The organism is Lutimaribacter pacificus, assembly GCF_900142185.1.
GTDB classification, from domain to species: Bacteria; Pseudomonadota; Alphaproteobacteria; order Rhodobacterales; family Rhodobacteraceae; genus Lutimaribacter; species Lutimaribacter pacificus.
This window is the reverse complement of record NZ_FQZZ01000001.1, coordinates 660,177-684,417: the sequence shown is the minus strand read 5'-3', so window position 1 is coordinate 684,417 and position 24,241 is coordinate 660,177. Positions and strand designations below refer to the sequence as shown.

Annotated in this window: 24 protein-coding genes; 14 read left to right on the top strand and 10 right to left on the bottom strand. The window is 67.8% G+C overall.

Features of this window, described 5'->3' with window-relative positions:
* Window positions 1–10 precede the first annotated feature (10 nt).
* The 4 genes from F3H87_RS03395 to F3H87_RS03380 form a co-directional block, all read right to left on the bottom strand.
* Window positions 11–913 (bottom strand): EamA family transporter, encoded by a 903-nt coding sequence (locus tag F3H87_RS03395; RefSeq protein ID WP_149786444.1) that lies wholly within the window; start codon window positions 911–913, stop codon window positions 11–13.
* Entirely contained in the window at window positions 910–1,341 is a 432-nt protein-coding gene (locus F3H87_RS03390) for a hypothetical protein (protein ID WP_149786445.1), read from the bottom strand. The genes F3H87_RS03395 and F3H87_RS03390 overlap by 4 nt, the downstream gene beginning before the upstream one ends.
* Window positions 1,342–1,433: 92 nt before the next feature.
* A complete protein-coding gene (gene ftsY, locus F3H87_RS03385; protein WP_149786446.1) occupies window positions 1,434–2,861 on the bottom strand; it encodes a signal recognition particle-docking protein FtsY in 1,428 nt (475 codons plus the stop codon).
* A 62-nt stretch (window positions 2,862–2,923) separates the two neighbouring features.
* Window positions 2,924–3,538, bottom strand: coding sequence for a lysoplasmalogenase (locus tag F3H87_RS03380; protein WP_149786447.1), 615 nt, complete (start codon window positions 3,536–3,538; stop codon window positions 2,924–2,926).
* 128 nt (window positions 3,539–3,666) lie between these two features.
* Between F3H87_RS03380 and F3H87_RS03375 the strand changes: the two genes are divergently transcribed.
* The 5 genes from F3H87_RS03375 to F3H87_RS03355 all read left to right on the top strand — a co-directional run bounded on the left by F3H87_RS03375 (window position 3,667) and on the right by F3H87_RS03355 (window position 6,878).
* Window positions 3,667–4,059 (top strand): hypothetical protein, encoded by a 393-nt coding sequence (locus tag F3H87_RS03375; protein WP_149786448.1) that lies wholly within the window; start codon window positions 3,667–3,669, stop codon window positions 4,057–4,059.
* A gap of 120 nt (window positions 4,060–4,179) precedes the next feature.
* Window positions 4,180–5,202 (top strand): alkane 1-monooxygenase, encoded by a 1,023-nt coding sequence (locus F3H87_RS03370; RefSeq protein ID WP_149786449.1) that lies wholly within the window; start codon window positions 4,180–4,182, stop codon window positions 5,200–5,202.
* Between the two features lie 22 nt (window positions 5,203–5,224).
* Window positions 5,225–5,695, top strand: coding sequence for a thioesterase family protein (locus F3H87_RS03365; RefSeq protein ID WP_223227949.1), 471 nt, complete (start codon window positions 5,225–5,227; stop codon window positions 5,693–5,695).
* A gap of 91 nt (window positions 5,696–5,786) precedes the next feature.
* A complete protein-coding gene (locus F3H87_RS21925; protein ID WP_223227948.1) occupies window positions 5,787–6,167 on the top strand; it encodes a DUF4177 domain-containing protein in 381 nt (126 codons plus the stop codon).
* Between the two features lie 81 nt (window positions 6,168–6,248).
* Window positions 6,249–6,878: a J domain-containing protein gene (locus F3H87_RS03355; RefSeq protein ID WP_149786450.1), complete on the top strand. Its 630-nt coding sequence runs from the start codon at window positions 6,249–6,251 to the stop codon at window positions 6,876–6,878.
* Window positions 6,879–7,156: 278 nt separating this feature from the next.
* Here the strand turns inward: F3H87_RS03355 and msrB are convergent, their stop codons facing one another.
* The 4 genes from msrB to F3H87_RS03335 form a co-directional block, all read right to left on the bottom strand.
* Complete coding sequence (gene msrB, locus F3H87_RS03350; RefSeq protein WP_149786451.1) at window positions 7,157–7,618, bottom strand: peptide-methionine (R)-S-oxide reductase MsrB; 462 nt, start codon at window positions 7,616–7,618, stop codon at window positions 7,157–7,159.
* A gap of 170 nt (window positions 7,619–7,788) precedes the next feature.
* The gene (locus F3H87_RS03345; RefSeq protein ID WP_149786452.1) at window positions 7,789–8,340 is read right to left on the bottom strand and encodes a fasciclin domain-containing protein; all 552 of its coding nucleotides are present in this window, start codon (window positions 8,338–8,340) and stop codon (window positions 7,789–7,791) included.
* Between the two features lie 96 nt (window positions 8,341–8,436).
* Entirely contained in the window at window positions 8,437–9,117 is a 681-nt protein-coding gene (locus F3H87_RS03340) for an anti-sigma factor (protein ID WP_149786453.1), read from the bottom strand.
* Window positions 9,114–9,653, bottom strand: coding sequence for a sigma-70 family RNA polymerase sigma factor (locus F3H87_RS03335; protein ID WP_149786454.1), 540 nt, complete (start codon window positions 9,651–9,653; stop codon window positions 9,114–9,116). The genes F3H87_RS03340 and F3H87_RS03335 overlap by 4 nt, the downstream gene beginning before the upstream one ends.
* A 147-nt stretch (window positions 9,654–9,800) precedes the next feature.
* Here F3H87_RS03335 and cobS point away from each other — a divergent pair, with 147 nt between their 5' ends.
* The 5 genes from cobS (at window position 9,801) to F3H87_RS03310 (ending at window position 15,466) form a co-directional block, all read left to right on the top strand.
* Window positions 9,801–10,787, top strand: a complete 987-nt coding sequence (gene cobS / locus F3H87_RS03330) for a cobaltochelatase subunit CobS (RefSeq protein WP_149786455.1) — start codon at window positions 9,801–9,803, stop codon at window positions 10,785–10,787.
* 59 nt (window positions 10,788–10,846) lie between these two features.
* Window positions 10,847–11,161: a hypothetical protein gene (locus F3H87_RS03325; RefSeq protein WP_149786456.1), complete on the top strand. Its 315-nt coding sequence runs from the start codon at window positions 10,847–10,849 to the stop codon at window positions 11,159–11,161.
* A 66-nt stretch (window positions 11,162–11,227) separates the two neighbouring features.
* Window positions 11,228–13,102 (top strand): cobaltochelatase subunit CobT, encoded by a 1,875-nt coding sequence (gene cobT / locus F3H87_RS03320; protein WP_149787110.1) that lies wholly within the window; start codon window positions 11,228–11,230, stop codon window positions 13,100–13,102.
* A 150-nt stretch (window positions 13,103–13,252) separates the two neighbouring features.
* A complete protein-coding gene (locus tag F3H87_RS03315; protein WP_149786457.1) occupies window positions 13,253–15,052 on the top strand; it encodes an aminopeptidase P family protein in 1,800 nt (599 codons plus the stop codon).
* Window positions 15,053–15,121: 69 nt separating this feature from the next.
* A complete protein-coding gene (locus F3H87_RS03310) occupies window positions 15,122–15,466 on the top strand; it encodes a DUF427 domain-containing protein (protein ID WP_149786458.1) in 345 nt (114 codons plus the stop codon).
* A gap of 32 nt (window positions 15,467–15,498) precedes the next feature.
* On the opposite strand, the gene F3H87_RS03305 is transcribed toward F3H87_RS03310, so the two are convergent.
* Window positions 15,499–17,169: a chloride channel protein gene (locus tag F3H87_RS03305; protein WP_149786459.1), complete on the bottom strand. Its 1,671-nt coding sequence runs from the start codon at window positions 17,167–17,169 to the stop codon at window positions 15,499–15,501.
* Window positions 17,170–17,241: 72 nt separating this feature from the next.
* Here F3H87_RS03305 and F3H87_RS03300 point away from each other — a divergent pair, with 72 nt between their 5' ends.
* Together F3H87_RS03300 and F3H87_RS03295 are read left to right on the top strand one after the other, a co-directional pair.
* Window positions 17,242–18,618, top strand: a complete 1,377-nt coding sequence (locus tag F3H87_RS03300; protein ID WP_149786460.1) for an FAD-binding oxidoreductase — start codon at window positions 17,242–17,244, stop codon at window positions 18,616–18,618.
* A 78-nt stretch (window positions 18,619–18,696) separates the two neighbouring features.
* Window positions 18,697–21,786, top strand: a complete 3,090-nt coding sequence (locus F3H87_RS03295) for a valine--tRNA ligase (protein WP_149786461.1) — start codon at window positions 18,697–18,699, stop codon at window positions 21,784–21,786.
* A gap of 171 nt (window positions 21,787–21,957) precedes the next feature.
* Here F3H87_RS03295 and F3H87_RS03290 read toward each other — a convergent pair whose 3' ends face one another.
* Window positions 21,958–22,743, bottom strand: coding sequence for a crotonase/enoyl-CoA hydratase family protein (locus tag F3H87_RS03290; RefSeq protein WP_149786462.1), 786 nt, complete (start codon window positions 22,741–22,743; stop codon window positions 21,958–21,960).
* 117 nt (window positions 22,744–22,860) lie between these two features.
* Here F3H87_RS03290 and F3H87_RS03285 point away from each other — a divergent pair, with 117 nt between their 5' ends.
* Both F3H87_RS03285 and F3H87_RS03280 read left to right on the top strand, forming a co-directional pair.
* The gene (locus F3H87_RS03285; protein WP_149786463.1) at window positions 22,861–23,973 is read left to right on the top strand and encodes a pyridoxal phosphate-dependent aminotransferase; all 1,113 of its coding nucleotides are present in this window, start codon (window positions 22,861–22,863) and stop codon (window positions 23,971–23,973) included.
* A 72-nt stretch (window positions 23,974–24,045) separates the two neighbouring features.
* Window positions 24,046–24,240 carry a hypothetical protein gene (locus tag F3H87_RS03280; RefSeq protein ID WP_149786464.1) on the top strand — a complete coding sequence of 65 codons (195 nt, stop codon included), beginning with the start codon at window positions 24,046–24,048 and terminating at the stop codon, window positions 24,238–24,240.
* The last annotated feature ends 1 nt before the right edge of the window (window position 24,241 follow it).

Sequence of the window (24,241 nt, the reverse complement as noted above, 5' to 3'; positions counted from 1 at the left end):
TCCTTTTTCCTTATCCGCCAAATTCAACTATCACGGCGCCCGCCGCAATCAACGCCATCAGGGCGATGCGCCGCGGGCCCACGGTTTCCTTCAGGATCAGCCAGCCGATCAGCGCGGCGAAGACGGTCGAGGTTTCGCGCAGCACCGCCGCCTCGCCCACCTTGTCGAGCCGCGTGGCCATCATCACCGACCCGAAAGAGCCGAAGGCGATGATCGCCCCGATCAGCCCGCGCAGGGCCAGCGGCCCCATGTCCGGGCGCCTGTCCATCGACCGCCAGCGCAGCGCCGCCAGCACCGGCATCGCCCATCCATCTATGAAGAAAAACCAGAAAATGAAGGTGAAGGGGTTGGTCGTGGCGCGGATGCCATAGGCGTCGTAGGTGGTATAGAGCGCCACGAACAGCCCCGTCACCACCGCCAGCCCCAGCGCCGGCACCAGCGTGTCGCGCGCATCGACCAGGTAACGCAGGTTGTAGATGGCCAGCCCGTAGATCCCGGCCAGCAGCACCCCCACCCCCAGCCATTGCGCCGGGGTGAATGTCTCGCCGAACAGGAAATAGGCGCCGATCACGGTGAACAGCGGCCCGGTGCCGCGCACCACCGGGTAGACCACGGTGAACGCGCCGCGCGCATAGGCCATCGCCTGCAGGAACTTGTAGGCGGTGTGGATCACGAAGGCGCCGGCAAAGATCGGCCACATATGCGGCTCGGGCCAGGGCACGACGAACAGCGCGACCGGCGCGGCGATCAGCCCGTAGAACAGGTCGATCGACCCGCGCGCCAGCCACGGGTCGTGCCGCCCCTTCTGCAGCGCGCCGAAGCCTGCGTGCAACACCGCCGCCACGAGGGCAAGGACCATGGCAAGCTGGTGGCCGGCCTCGGTGCCCTCGATCGCGGCGAGCCAGTCGCTCATGCGCGGGGGCGCCGCTGGCCGTGGGCGGCAAGGTGCCGGCCCTCGGTCACGGCGGCGCGGGTGATGTCGATCAGCCGCCCGTCATGGCCGCGCACGACCTCGCCGCCCTCGGCCTCGGTGGCATATTCGGCGATCAGTTCCTGCTCCAGCGTGTCGACGAAGAACGGCGCGCGGAACCCCGGCGCGAAGGCCAGGTCGATCACGCGCGGCAGGTCGTCGGTATGGGCGTCCCAGATCAGCCGGCCGAATCCCACCGCCCGCTCGCCGTCGAGCAGCACGCATTCGCCCAGAAGGTGGCGTTCCTCGGGCCAGCCCTCGTCGCCCGCGGGGTCGATCCTGCCGGCGTCGAGCAAGGCGGCCAGCCCGTCGGGTTCGGCCATGATCTCGGTGGTGCGGCGGATTTCCGGCATCGTGGTGGGAACGGGCAAAGGGGCACTCCATTGGATCGAACGGGATTGGCGCGGGGCCGACTCGGCCCCGGACGACAGGGGGCAGACAAACACCCGATGGCAGGGCAAGGTCAAGCCGGACGCGGCGCCTGACGCTCCAGCCCGGTCAGGGCGGCGGCGAATTCGGCCGGGTCGAACGGGGCAAGGTCATCGATCTGTTCGCCCACGCCGATGGCATGGATCGGCAGGCCGAAGCGGTCGGCCAGCGCCACCAGCACGCCGCCCTTGGCGGTGCCGTCGAGCTTGGTCATGACAAGGCCCGAGACATCGGCCAGTTCGCGGAAGGTCTGCACCTGGCTCAGCGCGTTCTGCCCGGTCGTGGCATCCAGCACCAGCAGCGTGTTGTGGGGCGCTTCGGGGTCTTTCTTGCGGATGACGCGGACGATCTTGGCCAGCTCCTCCATCAGGTCCTTGCGGTTCTGCAACCGCCCCGCGGTGTCGATCAGCAGCAGGTCGGCGCCCTCGGCCTCGGCCTTCGTCATCGCGTCGAAGGCCAGGCTGGCGGGGTCCGACCCCTCGGGCGCAGTCAGCACTGGCACCCCCGCGCGGTCGCCCCAGACCTGCAACTGCTCGACTGCGGCGGCGCGGAACGTGTCGCCCGCGGCGATCACCACCTGCTTGCCCGCGGCCTTGAACTGGCTGGCCAGCTTGCCGATCGTCGTGGTCTTGCCCGAGCCGTTCACGCCGACCACCAGCACCACCTGCGGCTTTTTCGGATAAAGCGGCATCGGGCGGGCGACGGGGTCCAGCACGCGGGCGATCTCGTCGGCCAGGATCTGCTTGATCTCGTCGGTGGACAGCCGCTTGCCGAAACGGCCCTCGGCCATGTTCGCGGTAACGCGCAGCGCGGTATCCACCCCCATGTCCGAGGCGATCAGCAACTCCTCCAGCTGTTCCAGCATCTCGTCGTCCAGCACCCGGCGCACGACCTGTTTCCTGTCCGCGCCGCGCCCCAGCAGCCGACCCAGGAAGCCCGGCTTCTGCCGCTCCGCACCGGTATCCGGCAGGGTGTCGGGGATCGCCGCCGTCATCACCTCGGGCGGGGTGTCGTCGGGGTATTCCACCGGCATCGGCGGCAGTTCCTGCGGCGCGTCGGCGGGGGTTTCGCGGGGCGGCTCGGGCAGTTCCTGCGGCGCCGGTTCGGGCTGTTCGGGCGCGGGGGCCGGGGTTTCGTCCGGGGCTGGCGGATGCTCCGGCTCGGGCAGTTCCTCGGGCGGGGTATCGGGGGTTTCGCGCGGCGGTTCCGGCGTTTCGTCCGGTGGCGCGGGTTGCGGCGCCTCTTCCGGTGCGTCGGGCAGTTCGCGCGGCGCCGGGTCCGGCTGCGGCTCGGGGTCGGGCTGCGGTTCTGTTTCAGGTGCGGGCTCGGGTTCCGGCACAGGCTCCGGCTCGGGCGTGACATCGTCCACGGTGCCGCCATCGCTGACGATGGCATCCAGCCCCTCTTCGAGCTTCGAGGAGGATTTGAACAGGCGATCCTTGAGTTTGCCGAACAGCGACATGGGCAGCGATCCTTGAGCGTTTGTCCTGACCTAGCCCTTCACCGGCGGTTTTGAAAGACCCCTCAGGGCGCGAAGCCCACCGCCAGCAGCACTTGCGCGGCGATATACAGCCCCCAGATCGCAAAAGGCGCCACCCGCGCGGGCACGCCGCCCAGCCGCCCGAAAAGCTGCAGCGACAGGATCAGGTCCGAGGCGATGAATACCAGCGATCCCGCGATCAGCCAGCCCCGCCCTGTCAGCGCCGCCACGATCCCCATCGCCACGATGATGGCCACATAGATACGCACCGGCCAGCGCAGCCCGCCGGTATGGGGCGCAAGCCAATATTCGGTGGACAGCGCAAGCGCCAGCAGCGCGGCGGGCAGAACATAGCCCGGCACCAGCGGCCCCTGCCCCGCCATCGCGGCGATATACAGCAGATGGCCCAGCGCGAAAGCGCCGATCCCGGCCTTCAGCGCGCCGTCGCCCGGCCGCGACAGCAGGAAATCGCCCGCCACGCAGGCCGCCAGCCCGACCACGAACAGCCCCGGCCAGCCCATCGGCCACAGCGCCAGCATCGGAAACCCCAGGCTGCCGGTTTTTACCGCCGTCTTCGCCCAGCTTTCGCCCGCCCGGCAATACCGCACGAGGTAGAGCGCGGACAGCGCCGCGCCGGCAACAACAAGGATCAGACCCATGACACCCCTCCCGTTTGCGCCACAGGCTGCGCGCCCCGCGCCCGGCGGGCAAGCCTGACGTGGCGCCCCCCTGCCGCTCGCGCTGGCGTGACTGGCGCGGCGGGGCGATTTGCGGCACTCTGCCCGGCATGAGACAGCTTATCCTGATCCTCGCCCTTCTGCCGCTGGCCGCCCGCGCGCAGACCCCGCTCGGCGCGGCCGAGTTCGACGCGCTGACCCGCGGCCACACCTTCACCTATGCCGAAAGCGGCACGCCCTACGGCGCCGAGGAATACCTGCCCAACCGCCGCGTGCGCTGGTCCTTCCTCGACGGGGAGTGCAAGGACGGCGTCTGGTGGGAGGAAAGCGGCCAGATCTGTTTCGTCTACGAGGACAACCCCGACCCGCAATGCTGGAGCTTCTTCAGCGGCCCCGGCGGGCTGACCGCGCGGTTCGAAAGCGACCCGGAGGGCAGCGAGCTTTACGAGGTCGGGCGCAGCTCCGAACCGCTGGCCTGCCCCGGGCCCGAGGTCGGCGTGTAAACCCGCTTCATCGTTCCTCAAATACTCAACCGGACCGCTGCCCCCGGCGATGCCGTCCGGGGTATGGTGCGGCGGCGGCGGCTGCGCTAAGTCTCTGGCGAACCAATCGCCGGGATGCCCATGCTGTTCTTCGATATCGCCACGCTGCTGCCCGCGCTGCTGCTGATCGCCGGTGCGATATGGGGCGGCTGGTGGGTCTGGGCGGCGCTGCTGTGCCTCACCCTGCTGACATGGGCGATCGACCGGCTGGTGCGCCGTGCCGCTGTGCGGCGCGGGCGCAACTCCGAGTTTCCCGCCGGCACCGCGCTGGCGGTCGGGCTGGGGCTCATGCATCTGCCGCTGATGGCGCTGGCGGTCTGGGCCGTGGGCGGCGCGTCGGGGCACGACCTGCCGCACCGGCTGGGGCTGCTGGCCGGGTTCGGCCTGTTCTTCGGGCAGGTCGGGCATCCCAATGCGCATGAGCTGATCCACCGCCCCGCGCGCTGGATGCGGCTGCTGGGGCGGGCGATCTACGTGGCGCTGCTGTTCGGGCATCACGCCTCGTCGCATCTGCGGGTGCACCACGTCCATGTGGGCACCGATGCCGATCCCAGCTCGGCGCCCGCGGGCATGGGGTTCTGGCGTTTCGCGCCGCGCGCCTGGGCGGGATCGTTCCGCGCGGGGTGGCGGGCCGAAACCGCCCTGCGGGCACGGGCGAAAACCCCGCCCGCCGCGTGGACGCACCCTTACGCGGGCTACCTGGCGGGCGCGGCGGCCTGCCTGCTGCTGGCCTTCGGCATCGCGGGCGGCTGGGGCGTTGCCGCCTGGCTGGGCATCGCGGGATATGCGCAATTGCAGATCCTGCTGTCGGATTACCTGCAGCACTACGGGCTGCGCCGGCGCATTGGCCCCGATGGCAGGCCCGAGCCGGTCGGCCCGCAACACAGCTGGAACGGGCCGGAATTCTGGTCCTCGGCGATGATGCTGAACGCGCCGCGCCACTCGCACCACCACACCCACCCCGCCATTGCCTTTCCCGCGCTCGACCTGACCGGCGAGATGCCGACCCTGCCGCATCCGGTGCCGGTCATGGGCGCGATCGCGCTGGTGCCGCCTCTGTGGCGGCGCGTCATGGCCCGCCCGCTGGCGGCATGGCAACCGTAATTTCCCAAGGAGACAGACAGATATGATGCCTTTCAAATCCTCGCCGATGACGGTGGTGCCGGAATGGATCGACTATAACGGCCACATGAACATGGCCTATTACAACGTGCTGTTCGACCGCTGCGCCGACGAGGCCTATTCGCTGATGGGATTCGGCCCCGACTATATCCGCGCGCGTTCGATGACCACCTATACCGCCGAGTTCCACGTCTGCTACGTGCGCGAGCTGCACGAGGGGCACAGAACCTATGCCACCTTCCAGATGCTCGATTTCGACGAGAAACGCTTTCACTACTACCAGGAACTTTACCACGAGGACGGCTGGCTGGCCGCCACCGCCGAGGCGCTGGCGCTGCATATCGACATGACCGGCCCGCGCGTCGCACCGATGCCCCCGGACACGCATGAAAGGGTGGCCGCGCTTTACGAAAGCCACCGCAGCCTGCCACGCCCCGAACGGGCGGGCCGCGCAATCGGCATCCGGCGGAAATAAGCGTCGCGCACCCGTCCGCGGCCAATCCCGCCTTCCCCTTTCGCGCGCGGCTTGATAGTGTCCCGCGGTCACGCGGCACAGGAAGGTTTCGATGCTTTACGAATACAAGGTGATCCCGGCCCCCCGAAAGGGCCGCAAGGCGCGCGGGGTCAAGGGGGCGGAGGCACGGTTTTCCCTTGCCGTCCAGCAGGTCATGAACGATCTGGGCGGCGACGGGTGGGAATTCCTGCGCTCGGAAACCCTGCCCAGCGAGGAACGCCAGGGGCTGACCTCGACGCAGACGGTGTTCCGTTCGGTGCTGGTGTTCCGGCGGCCGCGCGCGGGCGATCTTTCGGAGTTCCAGCCCGAGCTGCTGGAGGATCTGACCGGGGACGAGGCCGAGGCACCCGGGGCCGGAAACGGCGCGGCAATCGGCACGGTGCCCGAAAAGGAATGGTCGGACGAGGCCGAGGCCGACCGCACGCGGGCCTGAGGCTCACAATTTCGCGCCTCCCCCTTCCATCCTGCGGGACAGTAACTAAACTCTGCGGTCCGAGTCGAATAAGGTGATGCCATGGACAAATCAGACCCCTTCGGGTTCGACATGTCGGTCAAGTCGGCCAAGAAGAAGAACCCGCGCGGACGTCGGGGCATGTCGGGCGAGTTCGAAACCTCGCAGCGGCTCTGTGAACATCCGGGCTGCACCGAGCCCGGCAAGTTCCGCGCGCCCAAGGCGCCGGACGTGCTGGATGACTATTACTGGTTCTGCAAGGACCATGTGCGCGAATACAATCTGAAATGGAACTTCTTCGAAGGCACCACCGAGGCCGAGATGAACGCGCAACGCTCCAAGGACAAGGTCTGGGAGCGTGAGACCAAGCCGCTGGGCGACCCCGAGGCGCGCGCCTGGGCGCGGCTGGGCATCGAGGACCCGCACCAGGTGCTGGGCCAGAACGCCACCCGCAACCCCGGCCGCAGCAATGGCGACGGGCACACCCGCAAGCTGCCGCCGACCGAGCGCAAGGCGATCGAGATCCTTGAAGCGCGCGACCACTGGAGCAAGACCGAGGTGCGCAAGGCCTACAAGGCGCTGATCAAGGTGCTGCACCCGGACATGAACGGCGGCGACCGCAGCCAGGAGGAACAGCTGCAGGAGGTCGTCTGGGCCTGGGACCAGATCAAGGACAGCCGGAACTTCAAGTAGGGGGCGACGGTCGGGGCGTTTGCCCTGCCGGGTCAGGGGTTTGTCTTTGGAGGGCGCTCCCCTTCCCAATCATCGCAACAGAGGGCATCGCATGGCCGCGGTCGGGCGATCCAACGGTTGTGGCTGGCAGTTTATCGTGCAGCCACATCCTCCCTCGGACCGTGGCACTTGCTGCAGCCAATCGCCCGGCCGGGGGGGGGGCGGCCGTGCGATGCCCGGGCCGCTGCGCGGCCGTTCCGGGCGGGGTTCCCCCCGAACCACGGCAAAGCCCTGCCCGGTCACGCCGGCCGGAACACCAGGCTGACCCCGTTCAGGCAATGCCGCTTGCCCGTCGGCTGCGGCCCGTCATTGAAGATATGACCCAGGTGTGACCCGCAGCGGCGGCAATGGCATTCGGTGCGCGGATAGATCAGCTTGAAATCCCGCCTGGTGCCGATCGCGTTCGCCTGCGCCTTCCAGAAGCTCGGCCAGCCGGTGCCGCTGTCGTATTTGTGCTTGCTGGAATACAAGGCAAGATCGCAGCCCCGGCAGTGATACATGCCCGGATCGTAAAGCTTGTCGAGCGGGGAGGAGCCCGGCGGCTCGGTCGCCTCGCGGCGCATCACCTTGTATTGCTGCGGCGTCAGCATCTCCTGCCACTCCGCATCGCTGCGCGTGACCTCGAAACTGCCTTCGGCCGCACGGGCCCGCCCGGTAAAGGCCAGCAGGCCGGACAGGGCGAGAAAGTGGCGGCGATCCATAGCTTTTCTCCTTTGCGGTTGGGAAAGGATAGCTGCACGGCCCGCGCCAAATCAAACGCGGACCGTGCACATTCATGTGAGGGTTTGCCGACCGGAACACTCACGCGCCGGGAATGCACACGCGCAATTGCGTGGGGACTTGCCGCGCATCCCGGCCCCGGTCCGGCCCCTTACATCGCCGGCAGAAGCACCGTGTCGATCACATGAATGACCCCGTTCGACTGTTCGACATCGGCAATCGTCACCGTGGCGGTGCGGCCGCGTTCGTCCTTCAGCATGATGGTGTCGCCGCTATAGCTGGCCTGCAGCGTGCAGCCGCCCACGGTCGGCACCGGGTGCATGCCGCCATCGTCGTCGACCATGCCCTTGATCGCCATCGACATCGCGTCGGCCGATACCACGTGGCAGGTCAGCACCTTTTGCAGCATGGCCTTGTTTTCCGGCTTGAGCAGCGTTTCCACCGTGCCGTCCTGCAACATGGCAAAGGCCGCGTCCGTGGGCGCGAAAACGGTGAACGGCCCCTTGCCGGACAGGGTCTCGACCAGCCCCGCGGCCTGCACCGCCGCAACCAGCGTTTCGTGATCGGCCGAGTTGACGGCGTTTTCGACGATGGTCCTGTCGGCGAACATCGCCGCGCCGCCCACCATCGGGTTGCCTGCCAGCGCAGCGGTGCCGACCAGTGTCAGTGCGGTCAGCGTGGCGGTAAAACGTTTCGTGGTCATCTTCATCTCCTGTCGTTCTGGTTTCAGGCGCCGGGGCCGTTTGCCCCGATCGACCCGAAGCCACGCAGGAGATCTGAAAGAGTTTCAGCTTCGCGATCACGAGGACGTGATCGCGCCCACGGCCAGAACCGCGCCGGTGGGCTGGCCGGTGGGCGATCCGCCGGGCGGCTCGTCCGACACCGCCAGGATCGCGCCTTCGGCCAGCCCGTCGCGCAGCGCCTGCGGCACCGCGATCTGCGCGCGGGGATCGTCGGGCAGCACGCCCAGCGATACCGGCGCGGCATCGCCCGCGATCAGCCACAGCTCCAGCACGCGGCCCGGCGCGGCCTGCCCGGACTGCCGGTCGAGCACCAGCTCCGCGCTGTCGGCATCATAGGCCGCTGACAGCACCAGCGCGCGATCCTCGGCCGCGATCTCGGCCAGCAGTTCGGGGCCGTCATCACGCATGACCGGCGCGCCGAAATTGATCCAGACCAGCAACGCCACCGCCGCGACGCCCGCGGCCCAGGCCCAGCCGCGACGCCAGACCGGCGCGCGCGGGGCAATGCCGAGGATGCGCCTGCGCAGGTGCGCGGGTGGCTCTACCGGGGCGATATCATCGGTCAGCGCGGCGAAATGCCCGGCCCAGCGTGCATAGGCCGCGCGCAGGTCGGGCTCGTGCGACAGACGATCCTCGAAGCGGCGCGCCTCGTCCGCCCCGAGCAGGCCCAGCACGTATTCCGCCGCCAGCGCGTCATCCCCCCCGTCGGGGGGCGGTATGTCGTCGCGGTCGGTCATCGCGTCAGGCAATCCTTCAGTTTCATCAGGCTGCGGCGCAGCCGCGTCCGCATGGTGTTGAGCGGCACCGCGAAACGCGCGGCCAGCTCGGCATAGGTTTCGCCGCCAAGATAGGCACGGCGCACCGCATCCGCATGATCCGCCTCAAGCTCGTCGAAGCAGGCGGCCAGCCGCCCCGCCTCGGAGCGGGCAATCGCCTGCGCCTCGGGGCCCGGCGCGGTATCGGCCGGTTCGGGCACCGCATCCAGCGGATCGGTGGCCCGTTGCCGGCGCAGCCGGTCGATGGCGTGGTTGCGCGCGATGGTGATCAGCCATGTCATCGGGCTCAGCCCGTTGACCTGGTATCGCCCGGCATTGCGCCAGATCTTTTCGAATACCTCCTGCAAGGCGTCCTCGGCCGCGTCGCGGTTGTTCAAGACACGCAGCAATACCCCGAAAAGTTTCGCCGAGGTCGCATCGTAAAGCGCGCCGAATGCCGGCCGGTCGCCAAGGGCCGTGCGGGCGATCAGCGCCTCGATGTGATTTCGGTCGGTCATGCTGTCCCCGGCTGCCCTGATCCGTAGAGATGTCACCCCAAGCGCAAAAGGCAAGCCCCGGCCGCCTTGCCCTTGCGCTTGCACGCTATATGGTGCAGCACGGAACCCGGATGGACGGCAGCGCCCGGACGAAGAAGGAAGCACGACATGGCGGATGGCAGCATGGACATGAACGCGAAACCCACCGACGATATCTCGGTCCGCGATGTATTCGGCATCGACACGGACATGACGGTCAGGGGCTTTGCCGACCGCACGGATCGCGTGCCCGATATCGACACGACCTACAAGTTCGACCCCGATACCACGCTGGCGATCCTCGCCGGGTTCGCGCGCAACCGCCGGGTGATGATCCAGGGCTATCACGGCACCGGGAAATCGACCCATATCGAACAGGTCGCCGCGCGGCTGAACTGGCCCTGCGTGCGCGTCAACCTCGACAGCCATATCAGCCGGATCGACCTGATCGGCAAGGACGCGATCAAGCTGAAGGACGGCAAGCAGGTCACCGAGTTCCACGAGGGCATCCTGCCCTGGGCCCTGCGCAACCCCACCGCCATCGTGTTCGACGAATACGACGCCGGCCGCGCCGACGTGATGTTCGTGATCCAGCGCGTGCTGGAGCATGACGGCAAGCTGACCCTGCTGGACCAGAACGAGATCATCACGCCCAACCCCTATTTCCGCCTGTTCGCCACCGCCAACACGGTGGGGCTGGGCGACACCACGGGCCTCTATCACGGCACGCAGCAGATCAACCAGGCCCAGATGGACCGCTGGTCGCTGGTGGCGACGCTGAACTACCTGTCGCATGACGCCGAATGCGCCATCGTCCTGGCCAAGAACCCGCATTACAACACCGAAGCCGGACGCAAGACCGTGGGCCACATGGTCACCATCGCCAACCTGACGCGCACCGCCTTCATGAATGGCGACCTGTCCACGGTGATGAGCCCGCGCACGGTGATCAACTGGGCCCAGAACGCCGAGATCTTCCGCAATATGGGCTATGCGTTCCGGCTGTCCTTCCTCAACAAATGCGACGAACTGGAGCGGCAGACCGTGGCCGAGTTCTACCAGCGCTGCTTTGACGAGGAACTGCCCGAAAGCGCGGCCAGCCTCAGCCTCGGGTGATGCGGCGCGGCGGGGCAATCGCGTCGCGGCCCGGCATCGCCGCCCGCTGCCTCCGCCTTGTGCTCGGGCCCGGCCTGATCGCCCTCATACTGGCGGCCCCGCAGGCCGCCCGGGCCGAAACCGCCGCCGAATGCGCCGCCTTCTGGCGCGCGGTCGCGGCGGAACAGCGCGCCATGCCCGGCTTTGACGTGCCGCCCGACGACGCCGCGGCGCTGGCGGCAGAGTTCGCGGCGCTGGCCGGAACGGTGGCACGGGACCGCGTCGGCGGGTACCGGCTGCTCTATCGCGGGCTCGTCGACGGCGACCGGCAAAGCACCGATCTCTTCTCGCGCATCGCCGAACGCTGCGACGCGCTGCTTGCACCCGGACGCTGAGCGCCACCCCCGGCAGGACGATTTTGCCCCTTGCCAATCGGCGCGCAGGGGGCGAAACCTGTGGCTATGGCGCGTAACGACGACAACCCCGCAGATCCCTTCAAGAAGGCGCTGGCCGAGGCCACCAAGGTCATGGCCGACGATACCGATCTGAATGTCAGCTATTCGGTCGACCCCTCGGGGCTGTCGGGCGACCAGATGCGCCTGCCGCAGATCAGCCGCCGGATGACCCGCGACGAGGTGCTGCTGGCGCGCGGCACGGCGGACGCGCTGGCGATGCATCGCCGCTATCACGACGACGGGCTACACGCGAAATACCGCCCCCCCGGCGACATGGCGCGCGATATCTACGAGGCGATGGAAACCGCCCGCTGCGAGGCGATGGGCGCGCGCGACATGCCCGGCACCGCCGGCAATATCGACGCCAAGATCGCGCATGAGGCGCAGCGGCTGGGCTATGACCAGATCACCCAGGCTGCCGATGCGCCGCTGGCCACGGCGGCGGGCTACCTCGTGCGGCACCTTGCGACCGGGCGCGACCTGCCGGCGGCCGCGCAGAACGTGATGGACCTGTGGCGCGGCCATATCGAGGGCCAGGCCGGCGGCACGCTGGACGATCTGAACGCGATCCTGAACGACCAGACCGCCTTTGCCCGGCTGGCCCGCAAGGTGATCGAGGATCTGGGCTATGGCGACCAGCTGGGCGACGATCCCGACCAGCCCGACGAGGATCAGGACGAGGCCGACGAAAGCGCCGAGGAAGAGGAACAGCCCGACAGCTCCGGCCAGGACGACGAGCAGGACGACGATGCCGAAGCCTCGCCCGAGCAGAGCCAGGACGAGCAGCAGGACAGCTCCGAGGCGCAGGTCAGCATGGACGATCTCGCCGACGAGGAGATGAGCGAGGAAACCGAGCTGCCCGAGGGCGAGGCCCCGCTGGAGCCGCCCCCGCCCGCGCCGCTGTCGGATGCCGACCCGAACTATGCCGCCTATACCACCGATTTCGACGAGGAAATCCCCGCCGAGGAACTGGCCGAACCGGCCGAGCTGGAACGGCTGCGCGCCTATCTCGACCAGCAGCTCGATCCGCTGAAGGGCGCCGTGGGGCGGCTGGCCAACAAGCTGCAGCGCCGGCTCCAGGCGCAGCAGAACCGGTCCTGGCTGTTCGACATGGAGGAAGGCATCCTCGATGCCGGCCGCCTTGCCCGCGTTGTCGCCAACCCCACCACGCCGCTGAGTTTCAAGGTGGAAAAGGATACCGAGTTCCGCGACACGGTGGTGACGCTGCTGCTGGACAATTCCGGCTCGATGCGGGGCCGGCCGATTTCCATCGCGGCGATCTGCGCCGACGTGCTGGCGCGCACGCTGGAACGCTGCGACGTCAAGGTGGAAATCCTCGGCTTCACCACCCGCGCCTGGAAGGGCGGGCAAAGCCGCGAGAAATGGCTGGCCGAGGGCCGTCCGCAACAGCCCGGCCGCCTGAACGACCTGCGCCACATCATCTACAAATCCGCCGACGCGCCCTGGCGCCGGGTGCGCCCCAACCTCGGGCTGATGATGAAAGAGGGGCTGCTCAAGGAAAATATCGACGGCGAGGCGCTGGAATGGGCGCATCGCCGCATGGCCCGCCGGCAGGAGGCGCGCAAGATCCTGATGGTGATTTCGGACGGCGCGCCGGTCGACGACAGCACCCTGTCGGTCAACCCCGCCAATTACCTGGAAAAGCACCTGCGCGACGTGATCGACATGGTCGAACGCCGCAAGATGGTGGAACTGATCGCCATCGGCATCGGCCATGACGTGACGCGCTATTACCAGCACGCGGTAACGATCACCGATGTCGACCAACTGGCCGGCGCGATGACCGAACAGCTGGCCGCGCTGTTCGACAAGGACCCGCGCGCCCGCGCCCGGTTCCTCGGCATCAGGCGCGCAGGCTGAGTTTCCTCTCTCTGCAAATATCCCGGGGAGCGCGAGGGGCAGCGCCCCTCGCTCCCGCGCCCTGACACGCAGGCCAACGGGCAGGCTTGCCCCTTGCGCCGGCCACGCAATCCCGGCTGAATACGCCCCAACGCATATTCCGGAGGCCCCATGTTCCAGAGTTTCGAAACCACCGCCACCCCCGAGCACGGCCCCGCGCGGCTGGCGCAGCTGCGCGCGGCGATGCGCGCCGAAGGGCTGGCGGGCTTCCTGGTGCCCCGCGCCGATGCGCATCAGGGCGAATATGTCGCCCCGCATGACGACCGCCTGTCCTTCCTGACCGGCTTTACCGGCTCGGCCGGGTTCTGCATCGCGCTTGCGGATGTGGCGGGGGTGTTCGTCGACGGGCGCTATCGCACGCAGGTAAAACACCAGGTCGACCTCGATCATTTCACCCCGGTCGACTGGCCCGAAACCCAGCCCGCGCCCTGGCTGCGCCAGCATCTCGACGCGGGCAGGGTGGGGTTCGACCCGTGGCTGCACACGCCCGCCGAAATCGCAAGGATCGAGGCCGGGCTGGCGGGCACGCAGATCGCGCTGGCCCCCTGCCCCAACCTTGTCGACCGCATCTGGCCCGACCAGCCCGCGCCGCCCGGCGGCGCGATCACGCCCTATCCGGTCGAACTGGCGGGCGAGGCGCATGGCGACAAGCTGACCCGGCTGGGCGCGCAGCTGCGCAACCAGGGGCAGGAATCGGCGGTGATCACGCTGCCGGATTCGCTGGCCTGGCTGCTGAACATCCGCGGCAGCGACATCCCCCGCAACCCGATCCCCCACGGTTTTGCCATCCTGCATGACAGCGGGCATTGCACGCTGTTTGCCGATGCCGCCAAGGTGGACGATACCCTGCGCGCGCATCTGGGCGATGCGGTGACGGTCCGCCCGCCGCAGGCCTTTGCCGCCGCGCTGCGCTCGCTCACCGGGCCGGTGCGGGTGGATCACGACAGCGCGCCGGTCTGGGTGCTGCAACAGCTCGACGAGGCGGACGTGCCCCATGTCGCGGACCAGGACCCGTGCATCCTGCCCAAGGCCACCAAGACCCGCGCCGAGATCGCCGCCACCCGCGAGGCGCATCTGCGCGACGCCGCCGCGATGTGCGAATTCCTGTGCTGGTTCGACGCGCAGCCCCCCGGCACGATCACCGAAATCGACGTGGCCACCGCGCTGGAAGGATATCGCCGCGCCACCAATGCGCTGCTGGACATCAGCTTCGACACCATCGCCGGCACCGGCCCGCACGGCGCGATCATGCATTACCGCGTGACCGAAGACACCAATGCCCGACTGGACGAGGGGCAACTGATCGTGGTGGATTCCGGCGGGCAATACCTGGACGGCACCACCGACATCACCCGCACGCTGCCCGTGGGTGCTGTGGGGGATGAGGAGAAAACCTGCTTCACCCGCGTGCTGAAGGGCATGGTCGCCATGTCGCGCCTGCGTTTCCCGCGCGGGCTGGCGGGGCGCGACCTCGATGCCATCGCGCGCTATCCGCTGTGGGTGGCGGGGCAGGATTTCAACCACGGCACCGGGCATGGCGTCGGCGTCTACCTCTGCGTGCACGAAGGGCCGCAGCGGCTCAGCCGGGTGTCCGAGGTGCCGCTGCTGCCCGGCATGATCCTGTCGAACGAGCCGGGATATTACCGCGAGGGCGCCTTCGGCATCCGGCTGGAAAACCTGATCGCTGTGCAGGAGGCGCCCGACCTGCCCGGCGCCGACCCGCGCCCGATGCTCGATTTCGAAACGCTGACCTATGTGCCGATAGACCGCCGTCTTGTGTTGACCGGGCTTTTGAGCGATGAAGAGCGCGATTGGCTGAATGCTTACCACGCGGCCTGCCGCGACAAGATCGCGCCTCGCCTGTCCGAGGCGGCGCGACTATGGTTGATCGACGCGACGGCGCCGATCTGACGGATGACATGAAACCGTCACGCAAGGCCGCCAGAAAAAGCGATAACACACTCGGAGGGGGATGAACCGATGGCAAGCGATATCACGATCACCAGGGCGGAAGGCACATGGGTGGTGCGCGCGGGCGGTGCGGTTCTGGGCGAATCCGCCAATGCGCTGGAACTGCACGAGGGCGACATGCCCCCGGTGATCTATTTCCCCCGCGACGATATCGCCATGGCGTTCCTGGACCGGACCGATCACAGCACCCATTGCCCGAAAAAGGGCGACGCGGCCTATTATTCCATCGTCACGAAAAGCACGACGCTGGAAAATGCCGCCTGGAGCTATGAAGACCCCAAGACGGACGCGGCCCGGATCAAGGATCACCTGGCCTTTTACAAAAGCGACACGGTGGCGGTTGAGCAGCTTTAGGGATCAGCCCCGGCGCCTGACATTCCGGGGCCTCACGAATGCTCCTCGGCCGCCGTGGCGGCCAGCGCCCTGTTGAAGGTCTTGAGCGCGTCGACATGGAACAGCGCGCCCAGCAGGCGGGGCTCGCCCTCCTCCGTGGTCGTCACCGGCAGATAGGGCACGCCCGCGCGTTCGAACAGCGGCATCGCGTGTTCCAGCGTGGCGTTGAAATCCACCGATATCCCGTCCTCGATCATCTCGAGGCAGGTCGCCTCGCTGGCGGCGCCGGGGTCTTCGGGCTTGCGCATCAGGGTGCCGGCCCGGAACATCGCCAGCAGGTAGGCCTGTGGCCCCGCCGCCAGGTGCACGCCGCGCCGTTCCAACTGCGTCAGGAAGAACGAGCGGTCCACCAGCCGCGAGGCGATGGCGGTCGAGATCGACACCGCCACCATCACCGCCAGCCCGGTCTGCCAGTCGCCGGTCAGTTCGAACACGATCAGCGTGGTGGAAATCGGCGCGCCCAGCACCGCCGCCGCCACCGCCCCCATGCCCGCCAGCGCATAAAGCGTGTGGCTGCCCGACACGTCGGGAAACACCCCCGTGGCGATCAGGCCGAAGGCCAGCCCGGTCAGCGCCCCCACCATCAGCGAGGGCGAGAACATCCCGCCGCCCATACGACCCGCGATGGTGATCGCCACCGCCACGCATTTCAGCACCGCGAAAACCACCGCCTCGTGCCACAAAAGCTGGCCGGTCAGCGCGTCCGAGGTGGTCTCGTACCCGACGCCGATGATATGCGGAAAGGCGATGGCGATCACCCCAAGCAGCAGCCCCGCGATGCCCGGCCGCAGCCAGCGCGGCAGGCCGGTGCGCCGCTGCAGGGCGTCGCCGATATCCTCGGCGAAAAAGATCGCCCGCATCAGCAGCACCGCCACCGCGCCGCAGACCAGCCCCAGCAGCAGGAAGGCGGGCAGTTCCTGGTAGAATTGCAACGTGCCCGACTGGGGCAGGCTGAACTCGGTCACGCCGCCGAATTCCAGCCGGTTGATGACGGTGCCCGCGACCGAGGCGATGACGATGGGCGCAAAGGCATGGACCGCGAAATGCCGCAGCACCACCTCGAGCGCGAAAAGCGCACCGGCGATGGGCGCGTTGAAGCTGGCCGAAACCGCCGCCGCCACCGCGCAGCCCAGCAGGTCGCGCCCGGTGATCCCGTCGGCGTGGATGCGCTCGCTTACCCAGCTTGAGATTACGCCGGCCATGTGCACCACCGGCCCTTCGCGGCCCGACGACCCGCCCGAGCTGAGCGTGATGAGCGAGGCCAGCGCCGAACCGACCCCGGCCCGCAGCTCGACCCGGCCGTTCTGCATCGCCGCGCCCTCGATCACGTCGGCGACGGTGCGCACCCGGCCATCGGGGGTGAAGTAATTTAGGATCAGCCCCACCACCAGCCCGCCGGCCACCGGGATCAGCACGATCCAGTACCACGGCAGCGTCTCGGCAAAGCTGTGCAGCATGGCGGGATCGTCGGTGCCGTAAAGCGCGATCTGCAGCGCCTCGATCCCCTTGCGGAAGAACAGCGCGGCAAAGCCCGCGCCGACACCGATCAGCAGGGCGATCAGCCAGAACTGGAACTTCGACGGCCCCTGCACACGCAAAAGCCGCCAGCCGTTTTTCGACGCCTGGAACAGCTCGCCCCATATCTCTGACAGGATTTGCCGCATGGCCCGCTCTTTCCCCCTGTCGCCCCCTGCCCTAGTGTGGCGCGCGAATACCCCCAGGAACGGAGTTCCCCGATGACCATCGCCGCCGCGCTCGATGCGCTTGCGCAATTGTTAGGACAACGGCTGAGCCGGTCCAAGCCCGATCTGGACCTGCACGCCGCATCCGAGACCTATTATCCGCTGGCCCGGCCCGATGCGGTGGCCTATCCGCGCGATACCGACGAGGTGGCGGCGCTGGTGAAAATCTGCGCCGAACACGGCTGCCCGGTCACCGGCTGGGGCGCGGGCAGCTCGCTCGAAGGGCAGGCGCAGGCGTTTTCCGGCGGCGTCGTGGTGGATTTCCGCGAGATGGACAAGGTGCTGGACATCAACGCCGAGGATATGGACGTGCGCGTGCAACCCGGCTGCACCCGCGAGGCGCTGAATACCGAACTGCGCGCCACGGGGCTGTTCTTTCCGGTCGATCCGGGCGCCAATGCCTCGCTCGGGGGAATGGCGATGACGCGGGCCAGCGGCACCACCGCGGTGCGCTATGGCACGATGCGCGACAATGTCCTGGGGATGCAGGTGGTGCTGGCCGACGGGCGGGTGATCCGCACCGGCACGCGGGCGCGCAAATCCAGCGCAGGCTATGACCTGACCGGGCTGATGGTCGGCTCCGAGGGCACGCTGGGCCTTGTGACGGAACTGACCCTGCGGCTGCGGGGCCAGCCCGAGGCGATCACCGCCGCCGTTTGCGGCTTTCCCGACATGCATGGCGCGGTGCAGGCGGTGATCGAGACGATCCAGATGGGCATTCCGATGGCGCGGATCGAATTCGTCGATGCCGCGATGGCGCGCATCTTCAACGCGGCAAGCGGCGCGGCGATGCCCGAAACCCCGCACCTGATGGTGGAATTCCACGGCTCGGAGGCGGGCGTGCGCGAACAGGCCGAAATGTTCGGCGCGATCGTGGCCGAACACGGCGCGACCGGGTTCGACTGGGCCGCCCGCCCCGAGGACCGCACGAAACTGTGGGACATGCGCCACCGCGCGCACTGGTCGACGCTGGCCAGCGCGCCGGGCAAGCGCGCGCTGGTCACCGATATCTGCGTGCCGATCTCGCGGTTGGCGCAGGCGGTCGAGGACACCGCCGCCGACATCGCCGCCAGCCCCGTCACCGGCCCGATCCTGGGCCATGTGGGCGACGGCAATTTCCACGCCATCCTGCTGTTCGACCCCGATGACGGGGCGGAGCTGGACGCCGTGAAGGCGCTGTCGCACCGCATGGCCGAACGCGCGCTGGCGATGGGCGGCACCTGCACCGGCGAACACGGGGTCGGCATCGGCAAGCAGGCCTATATGCAGGCCGAGCACGGCGATGGCTGGCAGGTGATGGGCGCGCTGAAGGCCGCACTCGATCCGCAGAACATCCTGAACCCCGGCAAGCTGGTGCCGCCGCGCAACTGAGGCGCCCGGCCTTTCCCTTTGCCCGCACATTCGCTAAGTGACCGGGCAAGACCCCCGCATGAGGAAAGAGACGACCCGATGGGCATGGACAAGACCTTTGACGCCGCCGAGGCCGAACCGCGGCTCTACGAAACGTGGATGACAACGGGCGCCTTCCGCGCCGGCGCCAATGCCAGCCGTGACGAGACATTCACCGTCATGATCCCGCCGCCCAACGTGACGGGCGCGCTGCATGTGGGCCATGCCTTCAACAACACGCTTCAGGACATCCTGATCCGCTGGCACCGGATGCGCGGTTTCGACACGCTGTGGCAGCCCGGCCAGGACCATGCCGGCATCGCCACCCAGCTGCAGGTGGAAAAGCAGCTGATGGCCGAAAGCAACCTGCGCCGCACCGACATGCCGCGCGAGGATTTCCTGGCCAAAGTCTGGGAATGGAAGGGGCAATACGGTGGCACCATCGTCAAGCAGTTGCAGCGGCTGGGCTGTTCCTGCGACTGGGACCGCAACGCCTTCACCATGGCGGGCGCACCGGGCGACCCGCGCACGGGGCATGAAAACTCGCCCGATTTCCATGACGCGGTGATCAAGGTTTTCGTCGACATGTACGAAAAGGGCCTGATCTATCGCGGCAAGCGGCTGGTCAACTGGGACCCGCATTTCGAAACCGCCATTTCCGATCTCGAGGTCGAGAATATTGAGACCGATGGCCACATGTGGCATTTCAAATACCCGCTGGCGGGCGGTGCGACCTACACCTATGTGGAGCGCGACGAGGACGGCAACGTGCTGTTCGAGGAAGAGCGCGACTATATCTCGATCGCCACCACCCGGCCGGAAACCATGCTGGGCGACGGTGCCGTCGCCGTTCACCCGAAGGATGAGCGTTACGCGCCAATCGTCGGGAAACTGTGCGAAATCCCGGTTGGCCCCAAGGAACATCGCCGCCTGATCCCGATCATCACCGACGACTATCCCGACCCCGATTTCGGCTCGGGCGCGGTCAAGATCACCGGCGCGCATGATTTCAACGATTACGGCGTGGCCAAGCGCGGGGGCATCCCCTGCTATCGCCTGATGGACACGCGCGGCCACATGCGCGCCGACGGCGCCCCCTATGCCGAGGCGGCCGAAATCGCGCAGGCCGTGGCGCGCGGCGAACGCAGGCTGACCGAGGCGGAAACCGACGCGCTGAACCTGGTGCCCGATCACCTGCGCGGGCTCGACCGGTTCGAGGCCCGCAAGCGCGTGATCCAGGAGATCACCCACGAAGGCCTTGCCGTGATGACCGAGGCCACCGACCCGCGGCTGGGCAAGGCGGCGGTCACATCGCCGGTCGAACCCTCTGAGGGCGGCGAGATGCGCACCGAGGATCAGAACCTCGTGCCGCTGGTCGAGGAAAAGAAGATCATGCAGCCCTTCGGCGACCGCAGCCAGGTGGTGATCGAACCGATGCTGACCGACCAGTGGTTCGTCGATGCCGAAAAGGTCGTCGGCCCGGCGCTGGACGCGGTGCGCGACGGACGCACGAAGATCCTGCCGGACTCGGGCGAAAAGACCTATTACCACTGGCTTGAGAATATCGAGCCCTGGTGCATTTCCCGCCAGCTCTGGTGGGGTCACCAGATCCCGGTGTGGTATCTGCCGGGTGAAGAGGACTGGCTGCCCATTTGTGCCGCGACCGAGGCCGAGGCGATCGAGATCGCGCGCAGCCGGTTCGCGGACGGCACCGATATCCGCATCGTCGCCGACGCGCAGGAGGCCGTCGCCGTGCTGCAAAACCGTATCGCGCACGCCGATACCGCCGACGAAGGCGCCATCCGCCAGTTCGACTATCCGCAGGAAATCCCGATGTTCCGCGATCCCGACGTGCTGGATACCTGGTTCTCTTCCGGCCTCTGGCCCATCGGCACGCTGGGCTGGCCCGAGGATACGCCGGAACTGCGCAAATATTTCCCCACCGACGTGCTGGTGACCGGCTTCGACATCCTGTTCTTCTGGGTCGCGCGGATGATGATGATGCAGCTGGCCGTGGTGAACGAAATCCCGTTCCACACCGTCTACCTGCACCAGCTCGTCCGCGACGAGAAGGGGCAGAAAATGTCCAAGACCAGGGGGAACGTGATCGACCCCCTTGATATCGTGGACGAATTCGGCGCCGACGCGCTGCGTTTCACCATGGCGCAGATGGCGGCGCTGGGGGGCGTTCTGAAACTGTCGAAGGACCGGATCAAGGGCTACCGCAATTTCGGCACGAAACTGTGGAACGCCTGCCGCTTTGCCGAGATGAACGGCTGCTGGGACGGCCATGAAACGCAATCCGCCCCGCCCGCGGCCAGCGCGACCGTCAACCGCTGGATCATCGGCGAAACCGCCCGCGTGCGCGAAACCGTGGATCAGGCGCTGGCCGAATACCGCTTCAACGACGCGGCCAACGCGCTTTACGCCTTTGTCTGGGGCCGGGTCTGCGACTGGTACGTGGAATTCTCCAAGCCGCTGCTGGACGAAAACGCGCCCGAGCGCGAGGAAACCCGGCAGGTCATGGCCTGGGTGCTGGACCAGTGCATGATCTTCCTGCATCCGATCATGCCCTACATCACCGAGGAACTGTGGGGCCAGACCGGCACAAGGCCCAAGATGCTGGTCCATGCCGACTGGCCCACCTATGGCGCAGACCTTGCCGATCCGGCGGCGGATCGGGAAATGGGCTGGGTCATCGGACTCATCGAAGAGGTCCGCTCGGTCCGTGCGCAGATGCATGTGCCGGCGGGCGCCTACGTGCCGCTGCTGGTCACCGGGCTGGGCGACGACAACCGCGCCGCCTGGACCCGCAACGAGGTGCTGGCCAAACGGCTGGCCCGGATCGAAAGCCTGGACGAGGTCGAAAGCTTCCCCAAGGGCACCGCCACCATCGCGATGGAGGGGGGTACCTTCGGCCTGCCGCTGGCCGGCATCATCGACGTGGCCGAGGAAAAGGCGCGGCTGGAAAAGACGCTTGCCAAGCTTGCCAAGGAACTGGGCGGGCTGCGCGGGCGCCTGAACAACCCGAAATTCGTCGAAAGCGCCCCCGAAGAGGTGGTGATCGAAACCCGCGACCTCGTGGCGCAGAAAGAGGACGAAGAGACCCGGATCAAGGCCGCCGTCGCGCGGCTGGCCGAACTGGACTGACCGGCCCCGACGCGGGAAAGGGGGGGGCGGTCTGCCCCCCCTCCCGGGCCTTCGGCCCAATTCACCCCCCGAGGATATCGCCAGAGAGAGGAAACCGCGGCGGCGCCCCGCCCTTCATCGTTCCCGAAATACTCCCGCCGGAGGCGGTTCTGCCCCCGAACCGGGCGCAGGTCAGAATTTCGGCGCGCGGCCTGCCATGTTGGCGGCGATGATCTCCATCTGGTGCGGCTTGCCGATCAGGTCGGCCTGTTCGCGGCTTTCCTCGTAAAGCACGGCTTTCTCGTCCGCGCCGCTTTCCGCCACGGCGATCAGGCGCTTGGCCGCGCGGGTGCCCGAGGGCGACTTGCCCGCGATCGCCTGCGCCAGCGCGCGGGCGGCGGCCAGCGGATCGTCGGACAGCTCGGTCACCAGCCCCCAGTCGACACCCTGCGCGGCCTGCACCGGCTCGGCCGTGTAGGTCATGCGGCGCAGGATGTCGGACCGCACCAGCTGCGGCAGGATCACCATGCCGCCCATGTCGGGCACGAGGCCCCATTTCGCCTCCATGATCGCCAGCTTCGTGTCGGGATGCGCGATGCGGATATCGGCCCCCAGCGCCAGCTGGAACCCCGCGCCGAAGGCCACGCCATGCAGCGCGGCGATCACCGGCACCGGCACCTTGCGCCAGACCATCGTGACCTCCTGCATGAAGTTGCTGTCGCCATGGGTGCGCGGCATGATCCTTTCATGCGGGTCTTCGGCTGCGAATTTGGCAAAGCTGGCCACGTCCAGCCCGGCGCAGAAGCCCCGCCCCTCGCCCGACAGGACGACGGCGCGGATGTCGTCGTTGCCGATCAGCGCGGTGCCCGCTTCGACGATGGCCTCGGCCATATCCGGGTCGACGGCGTTCATCTTGTCGCCACGGGTCAGCGTGACATGGGCGATATGGTCGGTGATCTCGGTGGTGACGCGGGGCATCGGTTCCTCCCTGTGCTATCCGGGTCCGAGTTCACCCGATCGCACCGCGCGGGACAAGCCTGCCCTTGCGTCGCAAAGCCGCTTGCCCAGCGCGCGCGCGTCGCGTTATCTGCAGCCATGACCGGATTCAGACTGACCCCGCTGGCAGACAGCTTGCCCTCGACCGTGCCCTTCGTGGGGCCCGAAACCCAGGAACGCCAGAACGGCCGCCCGTTCCGCGCCCGGCTGGGCGCCAACGAAAGCGTGTTCGGCCCCTCGCCCAACGCCATCGCGGCGATGGAGCGTGCGGCGCGCGATATCTGGAAATACGGCGATTCCAGCAGCCACGAGTTGCGCGCCGCGCTGGCCGCCGAAAACGGCGTGCGCCCCGAGAACGTGATCGTGGGCGAAGGGATCGACGGGCTGCTGGGCTATCTCGTGCGGCTGACGGTGACGCAGGGCGATCACGTGGTCACGTCGGACGGGGCCTATCCCACCTTCAACTACCACGTCGCGGGGTTCGGCGGCACGCTGCACAAGGTGCCTTATGTCGCCGATCACGAAGATCCGGTATCGGTGTTCGAAAAGGCGGCCGGGGTCGGGGCGAAACTGGCCTATCTCGCCAATCCCGACAACCCGATGGGCACCTGGCACGATGGCGACACGCTGCGGCGCGCGATCGATGCGCATCTGCCCGAGGGCACGCTGTTCGTGCTGGACGAGGCTTATATCGAATTCGCCCCCGAAGGCACCGCGCCGCGGATCGACGCCGACGACCCGCGCGTGATCCGTATGCGGACCTTTTCCAAGATACACGGCATGGCGGGTGCGCGCGTGGGCTATGCCATCGGCGCGCCCGAACTGATCGGGGCCTTCGACAGGATCCGCAACCATTTCGGCATGAACCGCGCCGCGCAGGACGGGGCGCTGGCCGCGCTGCACGACCGCGCCTATACCGCGCAGGTGCGCGAGGACGTGGCCCATGCCCGCAACCGCATCGCTGCCATCGCGCAGGCGCACGGGCTGTCCTGCCTGCCCTCGGCCACCAATTTCGTGGCGGTCGACATGGGCGGCGACGGGGCGCTGGCACAACGCTTCCTGCAGGAACTGAACGCGCGCGGCGTGTTCATCCGCATGCCCGGGGTCGCGCCGCTGAACCGTTGCGTGCGCATCAGTTGCGGCCGCGATGCCGATCTCGATATCCTCGAGGCCGAGTTCGGCCCGGCGCTGGACGCCGCCCGGCAGGGTTAAGCCTATCGCAACAAAGTTAACTCGCTTTTTGCCGGGCAGCGGTTACGCTATCCGGGCAAGGAGCGATCCGCCATGCGCGACCACCGGCTGAACCATCGCCTGAAAAAGGCCCCGGATTTCACCAACGCAGCCCTGGTGATGGGGTTCGTGAACCTGCTTTGGGTCTTTGCGCTGCTCTGGGCGCTGTTCGGTTTCGCCGTGGTGGCGCTGGTCGCGTTCGGGCTGAACGCGCTGATCGGCCGCGTGGCCCGGGCGCGCAGCGGCTGAT

What these genes read in the sequence shown, in the direction of transcription:
- F3H87_RS03395 (WP_149786444.1), bottom strand. Translation starts at nt 913, where the DNA reads ATGAGCGACTGGCTCGCCGCGATCGAGGGCACCGAGGCCGGCCACCAG.
- ftsY (WP_149786446.1), bottom strand. Translation starts at nt 2,861, where the DNA reads ATGTCGCTGTTCGGCAAACTCAAGGATCGCCTGTTCAAATCCTCCTCG.
- F3H87_RS03380 (WP_149786447.1), bottom strand. Translation starts at nt 3,538, where the DNA reads ATGGGTCTGATCCTTGTTGTTGCCGGCGCGGCGCTGTCCGCGCTCTAC.
- F3H87_RS03375 (WP_149786448.1), top strand. Translation starts at nt 3,667, where the DNA reads ATGAGACAGCTTATCCTGATCCTCGCCCTTCTGCCGCTGGCCGCCCGC.
- F3H87_RS03370 (WP_149786449.1), top strand. Translation starts at nt 4,180, where the DNA reads ATGCTGTTCTTCGATATCGCCACGCTGCTGCCCGCGCTGCTGCTGATC.
- F3H87_RS03365 (WP_223227949.1), top strand. Translation starts at nt 5,225, where the DNA reads ATGATGCCTTTCAAATCCTCGCCGATGACGGTGGTGCCGGAATGGATC.
- F3H87_RS21925 (WP_223227948.1), top strand. Translation starts at nt 5,787, where the DNA reads ATGCTTTACGAATACAAGGTGATCCCGGCCCCCCGAAAGGGCCGCAAG.
- F3H87_RS03355 (WP_149786450.1), top strand. Translation starts at nt 6,249, where the DNA reads ATGGACAAATCAGACCCCTTCGGGTTCGACATGTCGGTCAAGTCGGCC.
- msrB (WP_149786451.1), bottom strand. Translation starts at nt 7,618, where the DNA reads ATGGATCGCCGCCACTTTCTCGCCCTGTCCGGCCTGCTGGCCTTTACC.
- F3H87_RS03345 (WP_149786452.1), bottom strand. Translation starts at nt 8,340, where the DNA reads ATGACCACGAAACGTTTTACCGCCACGCTGACCGCACTGACACTGGTC.
- F3H87_RS03340 (WP_149786453.1), bottom strand. Translation starts at nt 9,117, where the DNA reads ATGACCGACCGCGACGACATACCGCCCCCCGACGGGGGGGATGACGCG.
- F3H87_RS03335 (WP_149786454.1), bottom strand. Translation starts at nt 9,653, where the DNA reads ATGACCGACCGAAATCACATCGAGGCGCTGATCGCCCGCACGGCCCTT.
- cobS (WP_149786455.1), top strand. Translation starts at nt 9,801, where the DNA reads ATGGCGGATGGCAGCATGGACATGAACGCGAAACCCACCGACGATATC.
- cobT (WP_149787110.1), top strand. Translation starts at nt 11,228, where the DNA reads ATGGCGCGTAACGACGACAACCCCGCAGATCCCTTCAAGAAGGCGCTG.
- F3H87_RS03315 (WP_149786457.1), top strand. Translation starts at nt 13,253, where the DNA reads ATGTTCCAGAGTTTCGAAACCACCGCCACCCCCGAGCACGGCCCCGCG.
- F3H87_RS03310 (WP_149786458.1), top strand. Translation starts at nt 15,122, where the DNA reads ATGGCAAGCGATATCACGATCACCAGGGCGGAAGGCACATGGGTGGTG.
- F3H87_RS03305 (WP_149786459.1), bottom strand. Translation starts at nt 17,169, where the DNA reads ATGCGGCAAATCCTGTCAGAGATATGGGGCGAGCTGTTCCAGGCGTCG.
- F3H87_RS03300 (WP_149786460.1), top strand. Translation starts at nt 17,242, where the DNA reads ATGACCATCGCCGCCGCGCTCGATGCGCTTGCGCAATTGTTAGGACAA.
- F3H87_RS03295 (WP_149786461.1), top strand. Translation starts at nt 18,697, where the DNA reads ATGGGCATGGACAAGACCTTTGACGCCGCCGAGGCCGAACCGCGGCTC.
- F3H87_RS03290 (WP_149786462.1), bottom strand. Translation starts at nt 22,743, where the DNA reads ATGCCCCGCGTCACCACCGAGATCACCGACCATATCGCCCATGTCACG.
- F3H87_RS03285 (WP_149786463.1), top strand. Translation starts at nt 22,861, where the DNA reads ATGACCGGATTCAGACTGACCCCGCTGGCAGACAGCTTGCCCTCGACC.
- F3H87_RS03280 (WP_149786464.1), top strand. Translation starts at nt 24,046, where the DNA reads ATGCGCGACCACCGGCTGAACCATCGCCTGAAAAAGGCCCCGGATTTC.